This window comes from Hydrogenophaga intermedia, from assembly GCF_023715105.1.
GTDB classification, from domain to species: domain Bacteria; phylum Pseudomonadota; class Gammaproteobacteria; order Burkholderiales; family Burkholderiaceae_C; genus Hydrogenophaga; species Hydrogenophaga intermedia_A.
Window position 1 is genome coordinate 291,483 of record NZ_JAMBNO010000002.1, and the last position, 14,789, is coordinate 306,271.

Sequence of the window (14,789 nt, forward strand, 5' to 3'; positions counted from 1 at the left end):
AGACCCCAACGCCCACCATGCCCACCGCCTGGAGGGCGCGACATGAGCGCCATCGCCCTGCCCCACCCACACACACCGTGTGCGACACCGTGTTCCACACCGTGGGCCCTGCCCTGGCGCATGCCGCGCGGGATACCGTGGACGCGCCCGCTGGAACTGCGCATCGACGTCGACCTGCCCGCCGACCTGCTGGCGGCCGACCTGCGCCGCCTGCATCAGCGCCTGCGCACACCGGGCGACGCGCTGCACGAAAGCGCCACCCTGCCCGTGCACCTGCCGGGCCTGGTGCTGCGCCACCGCGTGGCCGACGGCGAGCACTACGTCTACGTCGAAGACCGCGGCCTCAACCGCCTGGCCGGCTTCGTCGTGTTCAACCGCCTCATCGAACTGAACCGCCGCGCCGACCGCGTGCTGCGCAGCCCGCACACCCGCATCGCCCCCGAATACCGCCGCCACGGCATCGCCACCGCGGTCTACCGCTGGGCGCTCGGCCAGGGCATGTGCCTCATCAGCGGCCCCCGCCAATCCCCCGCCGCGCACGCGCTGTGGCACAGATTGGCGCAACACCACCCGCTGCACTACGTGCACCTGAAAGACAAACGCCTTACCCACCTGGGCCCGCATGTGGCCGACGAGGTGCTGGAGGACTTTCACACCCGGATGGTGTTGTGGGGGGTTGGGTGGGATGAGGGGAGGTTCATCGAGCAGACGGGTTGTGGAGGCAAGGCCACAACGCTTGAATACATCGCCCTACGGCGTTGCGACTAATCGAGGGTTGGGAGACCAATCGACCGCAGATAGGAATACGTTTCGTCGTAAAAATTCTCGGCTCGAGTAGGGTCATGCCCACTGCCCATCGGGACCACAAGCGCCATGCCTTGACGAGCACGGGTCAAGAGAACGCGATACGCATTCTTCAGGTACGCCTGTCGATCTGGTTTCCTGACCCGTTGCCAACGACTTCCAACGAACGACCAGTGATCCCACACTGAACCAGACTTGCGAAAGTCGGCATCCCATACCACGCACGCCCAATCAAGCTCTAAACCCTGTACTTGGAACTCCGTGGCAGCATCTTCCAAGTAGTAGGACGACCGAACATCTTCTTTGGGACCCAAGAACCAGTGCACTGGGTCGATAGGCACCCGAATGTCGATGGCATGCGGTTTCAGCCGTTGAGCTTGCGAAGACACGATCATCCCAAACCGCTCATTACCCCTAGCCCGCTTCTTGACCCATGCTTTGGCTGCATCAAGGTCTCGCGTCAGAACGATGGGATAGCGTGGCAGCAACTCATGCAACGTGCCTCGCGCCTTGTCCTCTTCTAAGTCAAGGACAAACTTGACCCAATCGGAAACTCGCTCGGCGCGAAACGAGCGCATAGATACATCCAAATGCAGCGAATCATTTAGATGGACCCGTTCACGGCCGCTCAGCGCACGCAGGGCTGCGCCCGACCCGTACTCAGAATCATGCAAACGAGGTGAAAGATGGATTTCCCAGTTCGGATACCGCGATTGAAGCGCTTCGATCCATTCGGATATTCCCGCCTCCCCTGTATTGATCTCTTGCCCACCACCCACGAGACAAAGAACCACCGCCCAGTCTGAATGACGATCCATACAAGACAACAAGTACTCGGGCTCAGACATTTGAAAGTCAGGGTGCCCCTTCTTTCGCGCCATGAAAGCTACGGTTTGTTCACGATTCCACGCGCGTTGGGCTTCGTCAAAAATCGCCACGTGCTCGGGCGGAGGACCAGGATCAAGGAGACAGTCATCGCGAAAATGATGAACGTTCTGAATAAATGTCTCGACCTGACGTCGCGCAGCACCCTTGGTGAGGATTCCTCCTTCTCGGCGAGCACGTTGAACCCGATCCTGCGCTAAAGCCTCAGTCAGGATGGCGACCAAAGGACCGTTCCCAGAAAGGAATACGCTGTGCAACGAACTCGCAGCATCCATGTGCTGCGCAGCGACATCAAGGCCAACCAGAGTTTTTCCAGCCCCGGGAACTCCGGTCAACAGACAGATTGCCTTACGTCCGACTTCTTGCGCTCCGGCAATGACCTCGTTCAAGTACTGTGATGTTCGCGTCAAGTTCGATGCGCCGGCATCGCTTCGTGAGATATCAGACACGGCGTGACCGCCATAGAGCGCACGCGCCGCTTCAACAATCGTTGGGGTGGGACTGTAGCGACCAGCTCCCCATGCGAGGCCATCAATGCACTGACTGGCATTTTCCGCTGTTAGCCTATGAAGTAGAAGGCCCAGCTGACCCCTCCCAATTCGCACAGGCTCGTAAACGCCGTCATGCGCAGGGGTGGTCAACGCCAGATCGACCGATTCAGCTTGTGTAGCGATCAGCACGGGGACCAAAGGTATGGCGTGCGAGGGCTCATGAAAGTTCTTCAAGTCCAGCGCGTAGTCCCAAACTTGATCGATCGCGCGTCGATGAAATTCCTTCTCGCCGGCCTTGAACTCAACAACAAGGACAACATGGTTGATGACCAAGACGACATCAACTCGACGGCCGATGCGCGGCAACACGAACTCGAAAAACACGTGGCCTTGCCCGCCGTACGGCACCAGAGCCATCTGCAGCACCGCTACCTGTTCTTGCCAGGCGCGCAACTGGGTAGGTTCAACAGCGCCGCCACTGCGGCTCGCCAACATTCCGCAAATTGCATCAGCGGATGTATTGAGAAACGCGTCAATCGTTGCGTGGTAGTGGGCGCGGTGCAAAGTCATCGGATGAAGAGGTGTTCGCTCGCGGTGTCAGGGCAAAAACGCTCGTGATGAATGCGCATTTTCACTGTCAAAAGGTCCGACCACCTAAAACACGAAGCTGATCACTCTCTCACCCCAGGATCCGCGTCTGCGACTGCTCCCGCATGTACTGCGGCAGGTAATGGAACGACGCCAGCGCTTTCCCCGTGCTGCCTGAGCCCTTCCAGCCCCCGAAGGGTTGATAGCCGGGCCAGGCGCCGGTGGTGGCGCCCAGGGGGCGGTTGACGTAGGTGACGCCGGCTTCGATGTGGTCAAGGAACCAGTCAACTTCGTCTTCCGCACCGAAGAAGCCGGCGGTGAGGCCGAAGGTGCTGGCATTGGCTTCGGCCATGGCGTGTTCGGCGTTGTCCACGCGGCCGATCATCACCAGCGGGGCGAACATTTCGCGCTGCCACAGCGGGTGGTTCAACGGGGCTTCGGCGATCACGGGTTCGCAGTAGAAGCCGCGCGCGGCGTCGGGCGGCAGCGGGCCGCTGGCGACGATGCGCGCGCCATCGCTGTGTTCCAGCAGGGCGCGGCATTCGGCGTGGCGCGCTTGCGCGGCGGGGGTGGCCACGGGGCCGGTGTACGTGGCTTCGAGCTGCGGGTTGCCGATGGCGAGCTTGGCCACCGCGGCCTGCAGTTTCTCGATGAGCGCGTCGGCCACGCGGCGGTCGACGTACACGCGCGAGAGCGCCGAGCACTTCTGGCCCGACATGCCGAAGGCCGAGCGCACGATGCCTTGCGCGGCCACATCCAGGTCGGCGCGCGCGGTGACGATGGCGGCGTTCTTGCCGCCCATCTCGGCGATGCAGGGGCGCGGATACGCGCGCGCGGCCTGCGTGCGCAGGATGTGCATGCCCACCGCGTAGCTGCCGGTGAAGGTGATGCCGCCGATGTGGTCGTGCCGCATGAGCGCTTCGCCCACGTTAGCGCCGTCGCCCACGAGGGCGTTGAACACGCCGTCGGGCACTCCTGCGTCCTTCAGGCATTGCGCCAGCAGTAGGCCCGACCACGGCGTCTCCACCGAGCCCTTGAGCACCACCGTGTTGCCGGTGACGAGCGCGGCCGCGGTGGGCCCGCCGGCCAGTGCGAAGGGGTAGTTGAAGGGCGCGATCACGGCCCACACGCCGTAGGGCTTCATCACGCTGCGGTTGTGGCTCACCAGGTGGGGCAGCGGGTCGTCGGGCAGCTTGTGGTCGTAGCCGTTGTTCTCTTCCATCTGCTGCGCGTAGATGTCGAAGAAAGCGCTCACCTCGGCCACCTCGCCCAGGGCTTCCATGCGCGTCTTGCCCACCTCCAGCGAGACGATGGCGGCCATGTCGTAGAGGCGCTCGTCCACCAGGCGGGCGGCGCGGCGTAGCAGGGCGACACGTTCCTGCCAGGGCGTGCGGCGCCACGCGGGCCAGGCGCGGCGCGCGGCGGCCACGGCCAGTTCCACGTCGGTCACCGAGGCCTGGGCAAAACGGCCCAGCCGTTCGCGCGTGTCGGCGGGGTTGTATTTCTCGATGTGCTCGGCGCGCGGCACGAAGGCGCCGTCGATGAACAGGCCGTGGTCCTGGCCGAGTTGCCCGCGCACGCGCGCGAGCGCGGCATCGAAGCGCTCGTGCAATTCGCGCGGGGGCGCGAACATCGTGGAGTAGGTCAGTTTGAAATCGCTCATCGGTCTTCCCCGTGGCCCGCGTTGCGCGGCCTCTTCAACTCACGATATACGCACCCGCCCCAGTGGAAAGGAGCTTGCCGTCGGGCCCGCGGAATTCCATGCGCGTGCTGGCCACGCGCGAGCCCAGGCGCAGCACCTCGGCGCTCAGATCAAAGTGCGTGCCGATGCCGGGGCGCAGGTAGTCGATGCGCAGGTCGATGGTGCCGAGCTTGATGAAGCGGTGCAGGCGCTGCTCGGGCACTTCGTCCATGTGGCGCGCGCCGATGGCGGCCATGGCGGCCAGGCCGCCCATGGCGTCCAGGCTGGCGCTGATGACGCCGCCGTGGATGCGGTTGTGGGTGTACGAGCCGATGAGTTCGTGCCGCATCTCGATGCGCCCGCTCACGCGCTCGGGCGTGATGGCGGTGACCTTGAGGCCGATGACGCTGTTGAAGACGATCTTGTGCTCGAACAGCTGCGTGAGCAGTTGCACGAACTCGGGTTCGAAGGCGGTGGGCGGTACTTTGGTGGTGCTCATGGGTGGCCGAATTGTCGGGCGGCGAGTTCCTTCATGATCTCCTCGGCGCCGCCGCCGATCATCATGACCTTCACCTCGCGGTAGATGCGTTCGCTGGCGGTGCCTCGCATGAAGCCCATGCCGCCGAGGATCTGCACCGCGGCGTCGGCGTTGGCCTGCATGACCTGCGTGCTGTGGTTCTTGAGCAGGCACACGTTGCCCACCCAGTCCGCGCCTTCGTCGCCGGCGTCGATGCGATCGCCCAGCGCGTCGAGCCAGTGCTGCGTGGACGCGATGCGCATGCGCATGTCCATGAGCTTGTGGCGGATGGCCTGGTGCTCGATCAGCGCAGCGCCGAAGGTCTTGCGCTCGCGCGCCCAGGAAAGGGCCTCGTCGTGGCAGGCCTCGGCAAAGCCCAGAGCCAGCGCGCTCATGGCCAGGCGCTCGCCGTTGAAGTTGCCCATGATCATGCGAAAACCCTTGTGCTCCTCGCCGATCAGATAACGCGCGGGCACGCGAACACCGTCGAAACGCAGGTGGCCGGTGTCGCTGGCGTGCCAGCCCATCTTGTGCAGCGCGGTGCGCTCGATGCCCTTCGCGTCGCAGGGCACGGCGATGAGGCTGATGCCGCCGGCGCTGCGGTTCTGCGGATCGGTGCGCACCGCGAGCGTGATCCAGTCGCAGCGCACGCCGGAGGTGATGAAGGTCTTCTCGCCGTGGATCACGTAGTCGCCGCCGTCGCGGCGCGCGGTGGTGCGCAGGCTGGCCACATCGCTGCCGCCACCGGGTTCGGTGATGCCCAGCGCCGCGATCTGCTCGCCGCGCAGCACCGGCGCGATGATCTCGGCCTGCAGTTCGGGCGCACCGTGCTTCAGGATGGGCGGCAGGCCGATGTTGTGGCTGAACAGGCTGGCCAGCAGGCCGCCGCTGGCGGTGCGCCGCGCCAGCAACTGCGACACCGCGTTGCGCGCACGCCAGGGCACGGGCGTGCCGCCCAGGTGCTCGGGGTAGCCCAGGCCAAGCAGGCCGATGGCTGCGGCCTGGCGGTACACGTCGCGGGGGAAACCGGCCTGTGCGTCCCAGTCGTTCACGTGTGGCACGAGGGCTTCGCGCGCAAAGCGCGCCACCGTGTCGAGCAGGGCCGTGGTGTCTTGCGGCGTCCAGTTCATGCGGGGCTTTCTTCGGCGAAGGTGATGAGCAACTGCCCGGGCGCCACCTGCTGGCCCGCGCCCACCGGTACCGTGGCCACCACACCGTGGCGCGGCGCGGCAATCTGGTGCTCGATCTTCATGCTCTCGATGGCGAGCAGCGCATCGCCCTTGGCCACGCGCGCGCCGGCTTGCGTGTGCACGGCCACCAGCTTGCCGTTGAAGGGTGCGCGCAGCTCACGCGCAGCGCTGCCGCCGTCGGCGCGCTCGCGCGGGGCAAAGCCCAGGTCGTGCAAGGCCAGGGTGTGCGCGCCGCCCTCGGCTTGCACCTGAACCTGCCAAGTGCCTTCGCCCACCGCGCAGGTGTGCACCGTGTGGGTGAGGCCGTCGATCGTGACGCGGCCGGGCTGCACAACCGCCTCGTGCACACGCTCACCCTGCGTGATGCGCAGCGCGCCCTGCCCCACTTCAAGCACCGCGAGATCGAGCACCGCATCGCCATGCCGCCAGCGCAGCGGGCGCGCAAACGGGCACGGCAGGGCACTGGCGGCACCGGCCGGGCAGGCAGCGGCCAGCACGCCGGCCAGCAGCGCCGTGGCGGGCGGCGCCAGCGCGGCGCGCACGGCATCACCGTGTTCGGCCAGAAACGGGATCAACGCCTCACCTGCACCGAACACCGGATGGCGCAAGCAGGCCGCGAGGAACGCGCAGTTGGTAGGCAGGCCCAGCAGCACGGTGGCGTCGAGCGCGTGCGCCAGTTGCGCGATGGCTTGCGCACGCGTGGGCGCGTGGGCGATGAGCTTGCCGAGCATGGCGTCGTAGTGCGGCGTGACCACACTGCCGGGTTCGATGGCGTGGTCGAAGCGCAGGCCCGCGTGCAGCGGCGGTTCGACGAAGGCGCGCACGGTGCCGGTGTGGGGGGTGAAGTGCTCGTCTTCGGCGCACAGGCGCACCTCGATGGCATGGCCCTGCAGGTGCACCTGCTCCTGCGTCAGCGGCAGCGGCTCGCCGCGCGCCACGAGGATTTGCCATTCCACCAGGTCCAGGCCGGTGAGCATTTCGGTCACCGGGTGTTCCACCTGCAGGCGGGTGTTCATCTCCATGAGATAGAACGCCTCGCCATCCAGCAGGAACTCCACCGTGCCCGCGCCCTGGTAGCCCGCGGCCTGCGCCAGCGCCACCGCGGCGGCGCCCAGGCTTTCGCGCAACGCGGGCGTCACGGCCGGGCTCGGCGCTTCTTCAATGATCTTCTGGTGCCGCCGCTGCACCGAACAATCGCGCTCGCCCAGGTGGATGCCGTGGCCGTGCGCGTCGCAGAACACCTGCACTTCCACGTGGCGCGGGCGCGCCACGGCGCGCTCGACCAGCAGGTCGGCGTTGCCGAAGCTGGATTGCGCCTCGGCGCGCGCGCTGGCCAGCGCGGCGCTCAGTTGCGCAGCGTCGGCCACCAGGCGCATGCCACGCCCGCCGCCACCGGCCACGGCCTTCACCATCACCGGGTAGCCGACGCGCTGCGCCTCGGCGGCGAAGGTGGCGTCGCTCTGGTCGCTGCCGAAGTAACCCGGCAGCACCGGCACGCCGTGTTGCTGCGCCAGCGCCTTGGCGGCCGACTTGCTGCCCAGCGCGTGGATCGCCGCGGGCGGCGGGCCGACCCAGGTGAGGCCGGCGTCGAGTACCGCCTGCGCGAAGTCGGCGTTCTCGCTCAGGAAGCCGTAACCAGGGTGCACCGCGTCGGCGCCGCTGGCCCGCGCGGCGGCGATGAGTTTGTCGATGCGCAGGTAGGACTCGGCCGAACTCACGCCGCCCAGCGCCACCGCCGTGGTGGCCTCGCGCACGTGCAGCGCGTGTGCGTCGGGCTCGCTGTAGACCGCCACCGTGGCGATGCCCATGCGCTGCGCGGTGCGGATGACCCGGCGCGCGATCTCGCCACGGTTGGCGATCAGCAGTGTCTTCATGCCTTGTCCACCCACGGCGCGGGTTGCTTCTTCGCGAACGCGGCAAGGCCGGCCGCGGCCTCGGGCCCGCGCAGCGCGGCGGCAAAGGCGATCGCCGCTTCGTCGCGCAGGTCGGGCACATCGGTGCGCAGGCGTTGCAGCAGCTGCTTGGTGGCGGCCACGGCGCCGGGCGCGGCGCGGTTGAGCGCCTGCGTGGCCTCGGCCACGGCACTCTCCAGCGCGTCGTCGGCCACCACGCGGTTCACCAGGCCCGCGGCCTGCGCATCGCGTGCGCCCCAGCGCACGCCACTCAGCAGGCACTGGCGCGCGGTGGCGTCGCCCAGGCGCTGCCACACGAAGGGCGCGATCTGCGCCGGCGGCAGGCCCAGCGTGACCTCGGGCGTGGCAAAGCTCGCGCGCTCGGTGGCCAGCACCACGTCGGCGCAGCACACCAGGCCGAAGCCGCCACCCATGGCGGGCCCGTCCACCGCACACAGCAGCCATTGCGGCAGCGCAGCCAGCGCGTGCAACAGGTCGCCGTAGGCGCGGTTCATGCCGATCACCGGGTCGGTTTCGCCGGGCTGCAAAGCTTGGCCGATGATGTGCGCGAAGTTGCCCAGGCTGCCGCCAGCGCAGAAGGCGCCACCCGCGCCGGTGAGCACCACGCCGCGCAAGGTGGCGTCTCCCTGCGCGCGCAGGCACGCCGCGTACAACGCCACCACCATGGCATCACTCAGCGCGTTGCGCGAAGCCGGGTCGTTGAGCGTCCAGCGCTCCACGGCGCCGTCGCGTTCGATGATCAGCGCGTTGTTCATCGCACCGGCCGTCATCGGGGTTGCCGTTTGGCGATGCCCATGATTTTCGTGAGGATGCCGAGCATCACCTCGTCGGCCCCGCCGCCGATGGAGGCCAGGCGCCCATCGCGGTACATGCGCGAGACCTTGTTCTCCAGCGTGAAGCCCATGCCGCCCCAGAACTGCAGGCAGGTGTCGGGCACCAGGCGGTTCAGCCGCCCGGCCTTGAGCTTGGCCATGGTGGCCCACTCGGTCACGTCCTCGCCGGCCACGTAACGCTCGCACGACAGGTAGGTCAGCGCGCGCAGCGATTCCACCTCGGTCTTGAGTTCGGCCAGCTTGAACTGCACCCACTGCTGGTCGGCCAACGTGCTGCCGAACAGCTTGCGCTCCTGCGCCCACTCGATGGTCCAGTCGATGCAGTTGTTCAGGCTCTGCAACGTGCTCGCGGCGCACCACAGGCGCTCTTCCTGGAACTGCTGCATCTGGTAGATGAAGCCCGCGCCTTCCTGGCCGATGCGGTAGCGCTGCGGCACACGCACCTCGTCGAAGTAGATGAGGCCGGTGTCGCTGCTGTGCATGCCGATCTTGCGGATCTTCTTGCCGACCTCGAAACCTTTCACCGTCTTGCCGTTCTCGCGGATCGGCACCATGACCAGGCTCTTGTTCTTGTGATTGCTGTTGCCCGCTCCGCTCTGGCCCTCGCTGGTGTTCACCAGCAGGCAGATCCAGTCGGCCTGCAGGCTGTTGGTGATCCACATCTTCTGGCCGGTGATGACGTAGTCGTCGCCGTCCTTTCGGGCGTAGGTCTTGATGTTGGCCACGTCGCTGCCGGCGCCGGGCTCGCTCACGCCGATGGCGCCCACCGTCTCGCCGCGAATCGCAGGCGCCAGGAACTGCGCCTTGAGTTCCTCGCTGCCGAAGCGCGCGAGCGCGGGCGTGGCCATGTCGGTCTGCACGCCGATGGCCATGGGCACGCCACCGCAGTGGATGTGGCCCAGCGTCTCGGCCATGGCCACGCTGTAGCTGTAGTCCAGACCGGCGCCGCCGTGGGCTTCGGGCTTGGTCAGGCCCAGCAGGCCCAGGTCGCCCAGGCCCTTGAAGACCTCGTGCGCGGGGAACATCTCGGCCGCTTCCCATTCGTCCACGTGCGGGTTGATGTGGTCGTCGATGAAGCGCTTGAGCGTCTTCTGGATCTCGCGGTGTTCGTGCGTGAACTGCATGGTGTGTCTCCTGTGGGAATGCGCTACATCCTCGCCACGCCGAACGGCAGTGGCCGGGGGGTTCGGGCGGCGGCCTCGGCGCAGGTGTCGAGGCAGAAGATGAGCACGGCGCGCGTGTCGCGCGGGTCGATCACGCCGTCGTCGAGCACGAGGCCGCTGGTGTGGAAGGCGTCGGCCTGGCTTTCGAACACCTGCACGATCTGGTCGAACTGCTGCTGCATCTGCGCCGGGTCGGGCTTGATGCCTTTGCGCGCGTAACCAGCCTCAGCCACGATCTGCATGGTGCGCGCGGCCTGCTCGCCACCCATGACCGCGGTGCGCGCGTTGGGCCAGCTGAACAGGAAGCGCGGCTCGAAGCCGCGCCCGCACATGCCGTAGTTGCCGGCGCCGAACGAAGCCCCGCACTGGATGGTGATCTGCGGCACGGTGGCGCCGGTGACGGCCTGGATCATCTTGCTGCCATGCTTGATCATGCCGCCCTGCTCGCTGTCCTTGCCCACCATGTAGCCGGTGGTGTTCTGCAGGTAGACGATGGGATGGCCGAGCTGGCACATCCACTGGATGAAGTGCGTGGCCTTGTTGGCGCCGGGCACGTCGATGGGGCCGTTGTTGCTGATGAAGCCCACCGCATGGCCGCCGATACGCGCCTGCACGCACAGCGTGGCCGCGCCGTAGAGCGGCTTGAATTCGAGCAGTTCGGAGCCATCGGCGATGCGCGCCATGACCTCGCGCATGTCCAGCGGCTCTCGGTGGTGCGCGGGCATGAGCGCGAGCAGGTCGTCGGTGGGCAGCGCGGGTTCGGCGAACGCAGGCGCGGCGTGTCGCGCGAAGCCATCCCGCACCTGATCGACGATGCGCCGCGCAATACCCAGTGCCTCGCGGTCGTCCTCCGCCAGGTACTCGCCCAGGCCCGACACGCTGGTGTGCATCTCGGCGCCGCCCAGTTCCTCCTCGGTGGCCACTTCACCGGTGGCGGCTTTCAGCAACGGTGGCCCGGCCAGGAAGGCGCGCGAGCGCCCGCGCACCATCACCACGATGTCGCTCAGGCCCGGCATGTAGGCCCCGCCCGCGGTGCCCGAGCCGTGCTGCACCGTGATCACCGGCAGGCCCGCGGCCGAATGGCGCGCGAGGTTGCGGAACAGCGAGCCACCGTGCACGAAGCCCTCGACCTTGTACTTGGTGAGGTTGGCGCCCGCGCTCTCCACCAGGTGCACAAACGGCAGCTTGTTTTCGAGCGCGATGTCCTGCACGCGCAGGATCTTCTCCAGCCCGCGCGGCTGGATGGCGCCGGCCTCGATGCCCGAGTCGCTGGCCACCACCATGCAGCGCACGCCCGCGATGAAGCCGATGCCCGCGACCACCCCACCGCCGGCCACGGATTTAGACGGGTCCTTGGTGTCCTGCCCGAAGCCGGCGATGGAGCACAGCGGCAGCCAGGGTGCGCCCGGGTCGATCAGCAGCGCAATGCGCTCGCGCGGAAGCAGCTGGCCGCGCTTGTCGAACACCGGCTTGCTCTGCGCCGACGCAGCCGCGGCGCGCGCCTCAATGGCACGCAGCTGCGCAATGCGCTCCAGCATGGCCGTGCGGCGCGCCTGCGCGACCTCGCTGTGCGGGTTGAAGGCAGACGCGAAGCTCATGACTGGAACACCTTGGGCGTGACGTAGCGGTGAAAGCCGTCGAAGGGCTTCACCGCGTCGCGTTGCTGCGCCTCGGCCGGCGCGGCGATGTCGCCCCAGCCCAGGCGCACCTGCGGACGCGCCCCGTCCACCCGCAGCACGCTGCCGCTGATGAAGCTGGCCGCGGGCGAGAGCAGGAAGGCAATCGCCGCACTCGTCTCGGCCTCGTTGCCGAAGCGCCCCAGCGGCACGGTCTCGCGCATCTCGCGCAGCATGGGGCCAGCCTCGGGCGGGTAGTGGTCCATGCCGCTGGAGGCGATGTAGCCCGGCGCCACCGCGTTCACCCGCACGCCGCTCTTCGCCCATTCGAGCGCCGCGGTTTCGGTGAAGCTCACCATGCCCGCGCGCGCCGCGCCGCTGTGGCCCATGCCGGGCATGCTGCCCCACATGTCGGCCACGATGTTCACTACCGAGCCGCCGTGAGCTTGCATGCTCTGCAAGAAACATTCGCGCGCCACCAGGAAGCCGCCGGTGAGGTTGGTGTCGATCACGGCCTGCCATCCCTTGGCAGAGATCTTTTCCAGCGGGCTGATGTACTGGCCGCCGGCGTTGTTGACCAGGCAGTGGATGCGCCCGTGCGTGACCACGATGGCCGTCACCAGCGCCTGCACCGCGGCTTCGTCGCGGATGTCGGCGGCGTGAAAGCTCGCGTACCCGCCATCGACCACGATCTCCTCGGCCACCGTCTGCAGTTTCTCCAGCTTGCGGCCGACCAGCACCACGTGCGCCCCGAGCGAGGCGAGTTCGTGCGCGGTGCAGCGGCCGATACCCGAGCCGCCGCCCGTGACCACGATGACCTGGCCCGCGAACAGGCCGGGGCGAAAGGCGGAGCGGTATCGGGTGTTCATGCTCAGTCCTTCAGGAACAGTTGCAGCGCGGTCTCGGTGAGGTCGTCCAGCGTGGCGCGGCCGTCGGCCACGTACCACTGCGCGGCCCAGTTGAGCGCGCCGAACAGCATGAGCCGGGCGACGCGCGGGTCGCCCGCGAGCGCGCCTTCACGGTGCAGGGCCTGCAGCACCGGCATCCACACGGCTTCGTAGTCGTCCTTGAGGCGATTGACGGCGCGCTTTTGCTCGTCGGAGAGCACGCGCCACTCATAGAGCATCACGGGGATGTGGTCGCTCTCTGGCCCGAGCAGGTTGTCGAAATGACCGCGCACCAGCACGCGCAGGCATTCACGCGCCGACAGCGGCGTGGGCGAGGCCGCCACCGCCGCGGCCATGCGCTCGCGCTGGTGCGCCAGCGCGCGTTCCATGCCCTCTTCCATCACCGCGGCCAGCAGGGCCTCCTTGCTTTCGAAGTGATAGAAGGGCGATCCCGAGCGCATGCCCACCGCGGCCGCGATGTCGCGTGTGCTGGTGGCCGAAAAGCCCTGCTGACGAAACAGCCGCGCGGCGGCGCGCAGCAGGGCCTGGCGGCGGTTGCCGTCGTCGCGCTCATCGGCGGTCTTGCGGGGGCGGCCGCGGCTGCGGCGCGGGAGGGGTTCAACCAGCGGGGCGTGGGCGTCCATTGGCCGCAAACATAGCAGCGGGATTCATTTATAGCAAGCGGTTGCTTGGTGAAAATAAGCGCCCCCTGTCGCGTCGGTGCCGCGTGAACGCTGCCCGGGTGCCGTTCGCCCGACCGGGCCGACGGGGTTTTCCCGCACCGCTAGGCTGTGCACCCATGAACCGACGCGAGTTGCTGCACACGCTGGCGGGCGCCCCGCTGATCACCCTGCCGGGTTTCGCCCAGGCACAGGGTCCGCGAAGCCTCAGCCCCGCGCCCGCCGCGCTGGCCGCCGCGGGCGAAACCGCCCTGCCCGTCTGGGCCTACGACGCCAGCGTGCCCGGCCCGGTGTTGCGCTACCGCCGTGGCGACTGGCTCGACATCGACCTGAACAACCAGTTGCCCGAGGCCACCACCGTGCACTGGCACGGCATCCGCCTGCCCAACGCCATGGACGGCGTGCCGCACCTCACGCAGGCACCGATCGAGCCCGGCGCGCGCTTTCGCTACCGCTTCAAGCTGCCGGACAGCGGCACCTATTGGTACCACCCGCACCTGGGCGCGGCCGAGCAGCTGGAACGCGGTCTGGCCGGCGCGCTGGTGGTGGAGGACGACTCACCCCCGCCGGTGGACCAGGACATCGTGTGGCTGCTCGACGACTGGCGGCTCGATGCGCAGGGCCGCATTGCCGAGGACTTTTACCGCTTCCACGACGTGGCGCACGCGGGCCGCCTGGGCCAGCGCCTCACGGTGAACGGTGCGCTGCGGCCCGAGCTGGCCTTGCGCACCGGCCAGCGTGTGCGGCTGCGGCTGGTGAACGCCGCCAACGCGCGTCTGTTCGCGCTGCAGCCCGAGCCGGGCATCAACGCCTGGCTGATCGCGCGCGACGGCATGCCCGCGCCGCAGGCCGTGCCGTGGGACGCGCCGCTGCTCATCGGCCCCGGCATGCGCGCCGACGTGGTGGTGGACGCGGTGCGCGCCGGGCGCTTTGCCATCCGCCAGTTCAACGGCCGCGAGGCCGAAGCGCTGGCCACGCTGGTGGTCGGTGGCGCCAACGACACCGCCCCGCGCCCCGCGCCCGTTCCCTCGCCCTACACGCCGCCGCCCGAGCCCATGCTGGCCGGGGCGGTGCTGCACACGATGCGCCTGGGCGGCGGCGCGCGCAGCCGCGAAGGATGGCCCGCCGACACGCCCGAGGCGCGCGCGGCACGCCAGCAGCGCCGCGCCGCGGGCGCGCGCGAGGCAGACCCGGTGTGGACCATCAACGGCCAGGCGCACGTGGGTGACCACCACGGCCACCACCCACCCGCGTTTCGCGTGCCACAGGGCCGCAGCGTGCGCATCGCGTTCGAGAACCCCACCGCCTGGTGGCACCCGATGCACCTGCACGGCCACCACTTCAAGGTGCTGTCGCGCAACGGTGAGCCACTCACCGAAGCGGCTTGGCGCGACACGGTGCTGCTGGCCCCGGGGGATCGCGCGGAGGTGGCCTTCGTGGCCGACAACCCGGGCCGCTGGCTGATCCACTGCCACGTGCTCGAACACCACGCCGGCGGCATGGGCACCCACTTTGAAGTGATGGCCTAGGGGCGGCGGAGC

At 68.1% G+C, this 14,789-nt stretch carries 12 protein-coding genes; 2 read left to right on the plus strand and 10 right to left on the minus strand.

Features of this window, described 5'->3' with window-relative positions; genetic code table 11:
• Nucleotides 1-42 precede the first annotated feature (42 nt).
• Complete coding sequence (locus M3149_RS03100; RefSeq protein WP_353056790.1) at nucleotides 43-768, plus strand: GNAT family N-acetyltransferase; 726 nt, start codon at nucleotides 43-45, stop codon at nucleotides 766-768.
• Here M3149_RS03100 and M3149_RS03105 read toward each other — a convergent pair.
• The 10 genes from M3149_RS03105 to M3149_RS03150 form a co-directional block, all read right to left on the minus strand.
• Nucleotides 765-2,750, minus strand: coding sequence for a DUF2075 domain-containing protein (locus tag M3149_RS03105; RefSeq protein ID WP_251707866.1), 1,986 nt, complete (start codon nucleotides 2,748-2,750; stop codon nucleotides 765-767). The genes M3149_RS03100 and M3149_RS03105 overlap by 4 nt on opposite strands.
• Nucleotides 2,751-2,859: 109 nt before the next feature.
• Nucleotides 2,860-4,431 carry an aldehyde dehydrogenase family protein gene (locus tag M3149_RS03110; RefSeq protein ID WP_251707867.1) on the minus strand — a complete coding sequence of 524 codons (1,572 nt, stop codon included), beginning with the start codon at nucleotides 4,429-4,431 and terminating at the stop codon, nucleotides 2,860-2,862.
• A gap of 34 nt (nucleotides 4,432-4,465) precedes the next feature.
• Nucleotides 4,466-4,948, minus strand: coding sequence for a thioesterase family protein (locus tag M3149_RS03115; RefSeq protein ID WP_251707868.1), 483 nt, complete (start codon nucleotides 4,946-4,948; stop codon nucleotides 4,466-4,468).
• Complete coding sequence (locus M3149_RS03120; RefSeq protein ID WP_251707869.1) at nucleotides 4,945-6,096, minus strand: acyl-CoA dehydrogenase family protein; 1,152 nt, start codon at nucleotides 6,094-6,096, stop codon at nucleotides 4,945-4,947. Before M3149_RS03120 ends, M3149_RS03115 begins: the two co-directional genes overlap by 4 nt.
• Nucleotides 6,093-8,030 carry a biotin carboxylase N-terminal domain-containing protein gene (locus tag M3149_RS03125; protein WP_251707870.1) on the minus strand — a complete coding sequence of 646 codons (1,938 nt, stop codon included), beginning with the start codon at nucleotides 8,028-8,030 and terminating at the stop codon, nucleotides 6,093-6,095. Before M3149_RS03125 ends, M3149_RS03120 begins: the two co-directional genes overlap by 4 nt.
• On the minus strand, nucleotides 8,027-8,824 hold the full coding sequence (locus tag M3149_RS03130) for an enoyl-CoA hydratase/isomerase family protein (protein WP_251707924.1): 798 nt from the start codon (nucleotides 8,822-8,824) through the stop codon (nucleotides 8,027-8,029). Before M3149_RS03130 ends, M3149_RS03125 begins: the two co-directional genes overlap by 4 nt.
• Nucleotides 8,825-8,835: 11 nt before the next feature.
• The gene (locus tag M3149_RS03135) at nucleotides 8,836-10,026 is read right to left on the minus strand and encodes an acyl-CoA dehydrogenase family protein (RefSeq protein ID WP_251707871.1); all 1,191 of its coding nucleotides are present in this window, start codon (nucleotides 10,024-10,026) and stop codon (nucleotides 8,836-8,838) included.
• A gap of 23 nt (nucleotides 10,027-10,049) precedes the next feature.
• Entirely contained in the window at nucleotides 10,050-11,663 is a 1,614-nt protein-coding gene (locus M3149_RS03140; RefSeq protein ID WP_251707872.1) for an acyl-CoA carboxylase subunit beta, read from the minus strand.
• Nucleotides 11,660-12,550, minus strand: coding sequence for an SDR family oxidoreductase (locus tag M3149_RS03145; protein WP_251707873.1), 891 nt, complete (start codon nucleotides 12,548-12,550; stop codon nucleotides 11,660-11,662). The genes M3149_RS03140 and M3149_RS03145 overlap by 4 nt, the downstream gene beginning before the upstream one ends.
• A gap of 2 nt (nucleotides 12,551-12,552) precedes the next feature.
• A complete protein-coding gene (locus M3149_RS03150; protein WP_251707874.1) occupies nucleotides 12,553-13,212 on the minus strand; it encodes a TetR/AcrR family transcriptional regulator in 660 nt (219 codons plus the stop codon).
• Between the two features lie 155 nt (nucleotides 13,213-13,367).
• On the opposite strand from M3149_RS03150, the gene M3149_RS03155 reads away from it, so the two are divergent.
• Complete coding sequence (locus M3149_RS03155) at nucleotides 13,368-14,777, plus strand: multicopper oxidase family protein (protein ID WP_251707875.1); 1,410 nt, start codon at nucleotides 13,368-13,370, stop codon at nucleotides 14,775-14,777.
• Nucleotides 14,778-14,789 lie beyond the last annotated feature (12 nt).

Bases quoted from the DNA above. Each gene is read 5' to 3' on its own strand.
- M3149_RS03100 (WP_353056790.1), top strand. From the start codon at position 43: ATGAGCGCCATCGCCCTGCCCCACCCACACACACCGTGTGCGACACCG.
- M3149_RS03105 (WP_251707866.1), bottom strand. From the start codon at position 2,750: ATGACTTTGCACCGCGCCCACTACCACGCAACGATTGACGCGTTTCTC.
- M3149_RS03110 (WP_251707867.1), bottom strand. From the start codon at position 4,431: ATGAGCGATTTCAAACTGACCTACTCCACGATGTTCGCGCCCCCGCGC.
- M3149_RS03115 (WP_251707868.1), bottom strand. From the start codon at position 4,948: ATGAGCACCACCAAAGTACCGCCCACCGCCTTCGAACCCGAGTTCGTG.
- M3149_RS03120 (WP_251707869.1), bottom strand. From the start codon at position 6,096: ATGAACTGGACGCCGCAAGACACCACGGCCCTGCTCGACACGGTGGCG.
- M3149_RS03125 (WP_251707870.1), bottom strand. From the start codon at position 8,030: ATGAAGACACTGCTGATCGCCAACCGTGGCGAGATCGCGCGCCGGGTC.
- M3149_RS03130 (WP_251707924.1), bottom strand. From the start codon at position 8,824: ATGAACAACGCGCTGATCATCGAACGCGACGGCGCCGTGGAGCGCTGG.
- M3149_RS03135 (WP_251707871.1), bottom strand. From the start codon at position 10,026: ATGCAGTTCACGCACGAACACCGCGAGATCCAGAAGACGCTCAAGCGC.
- M3149_RS03140 (WP_251707872.1), bottom strand. From the start codon at position 11,663: ATGAGCTTCGCGTCTGCCTTCAACCCGCACAGCGAGGTCGCGCAGGCG.
- M3149_RS03145 (WP_251707873.1), bottom strand. From the start codon at position 12,550: ATGAACACCCGATACCGCTCCGCCTTTCGCCCCGGCCTGTTCGCGGGC.
- M3149_RS03150 (WP_251707874.1), bottom strand. From the start codon at position 13,212: ATGGACGCCCACGCCCCGCTGGTTGAACCCCTCCCGCGCCGCAGCCGC.
- M3149_RS03155 (WP_251707875.1), top strand. From the start codon at position 13,368: ATGAACCGACGCGAGTTGCTGCACACGCTGGCGGGCGCCCCGCTGATC.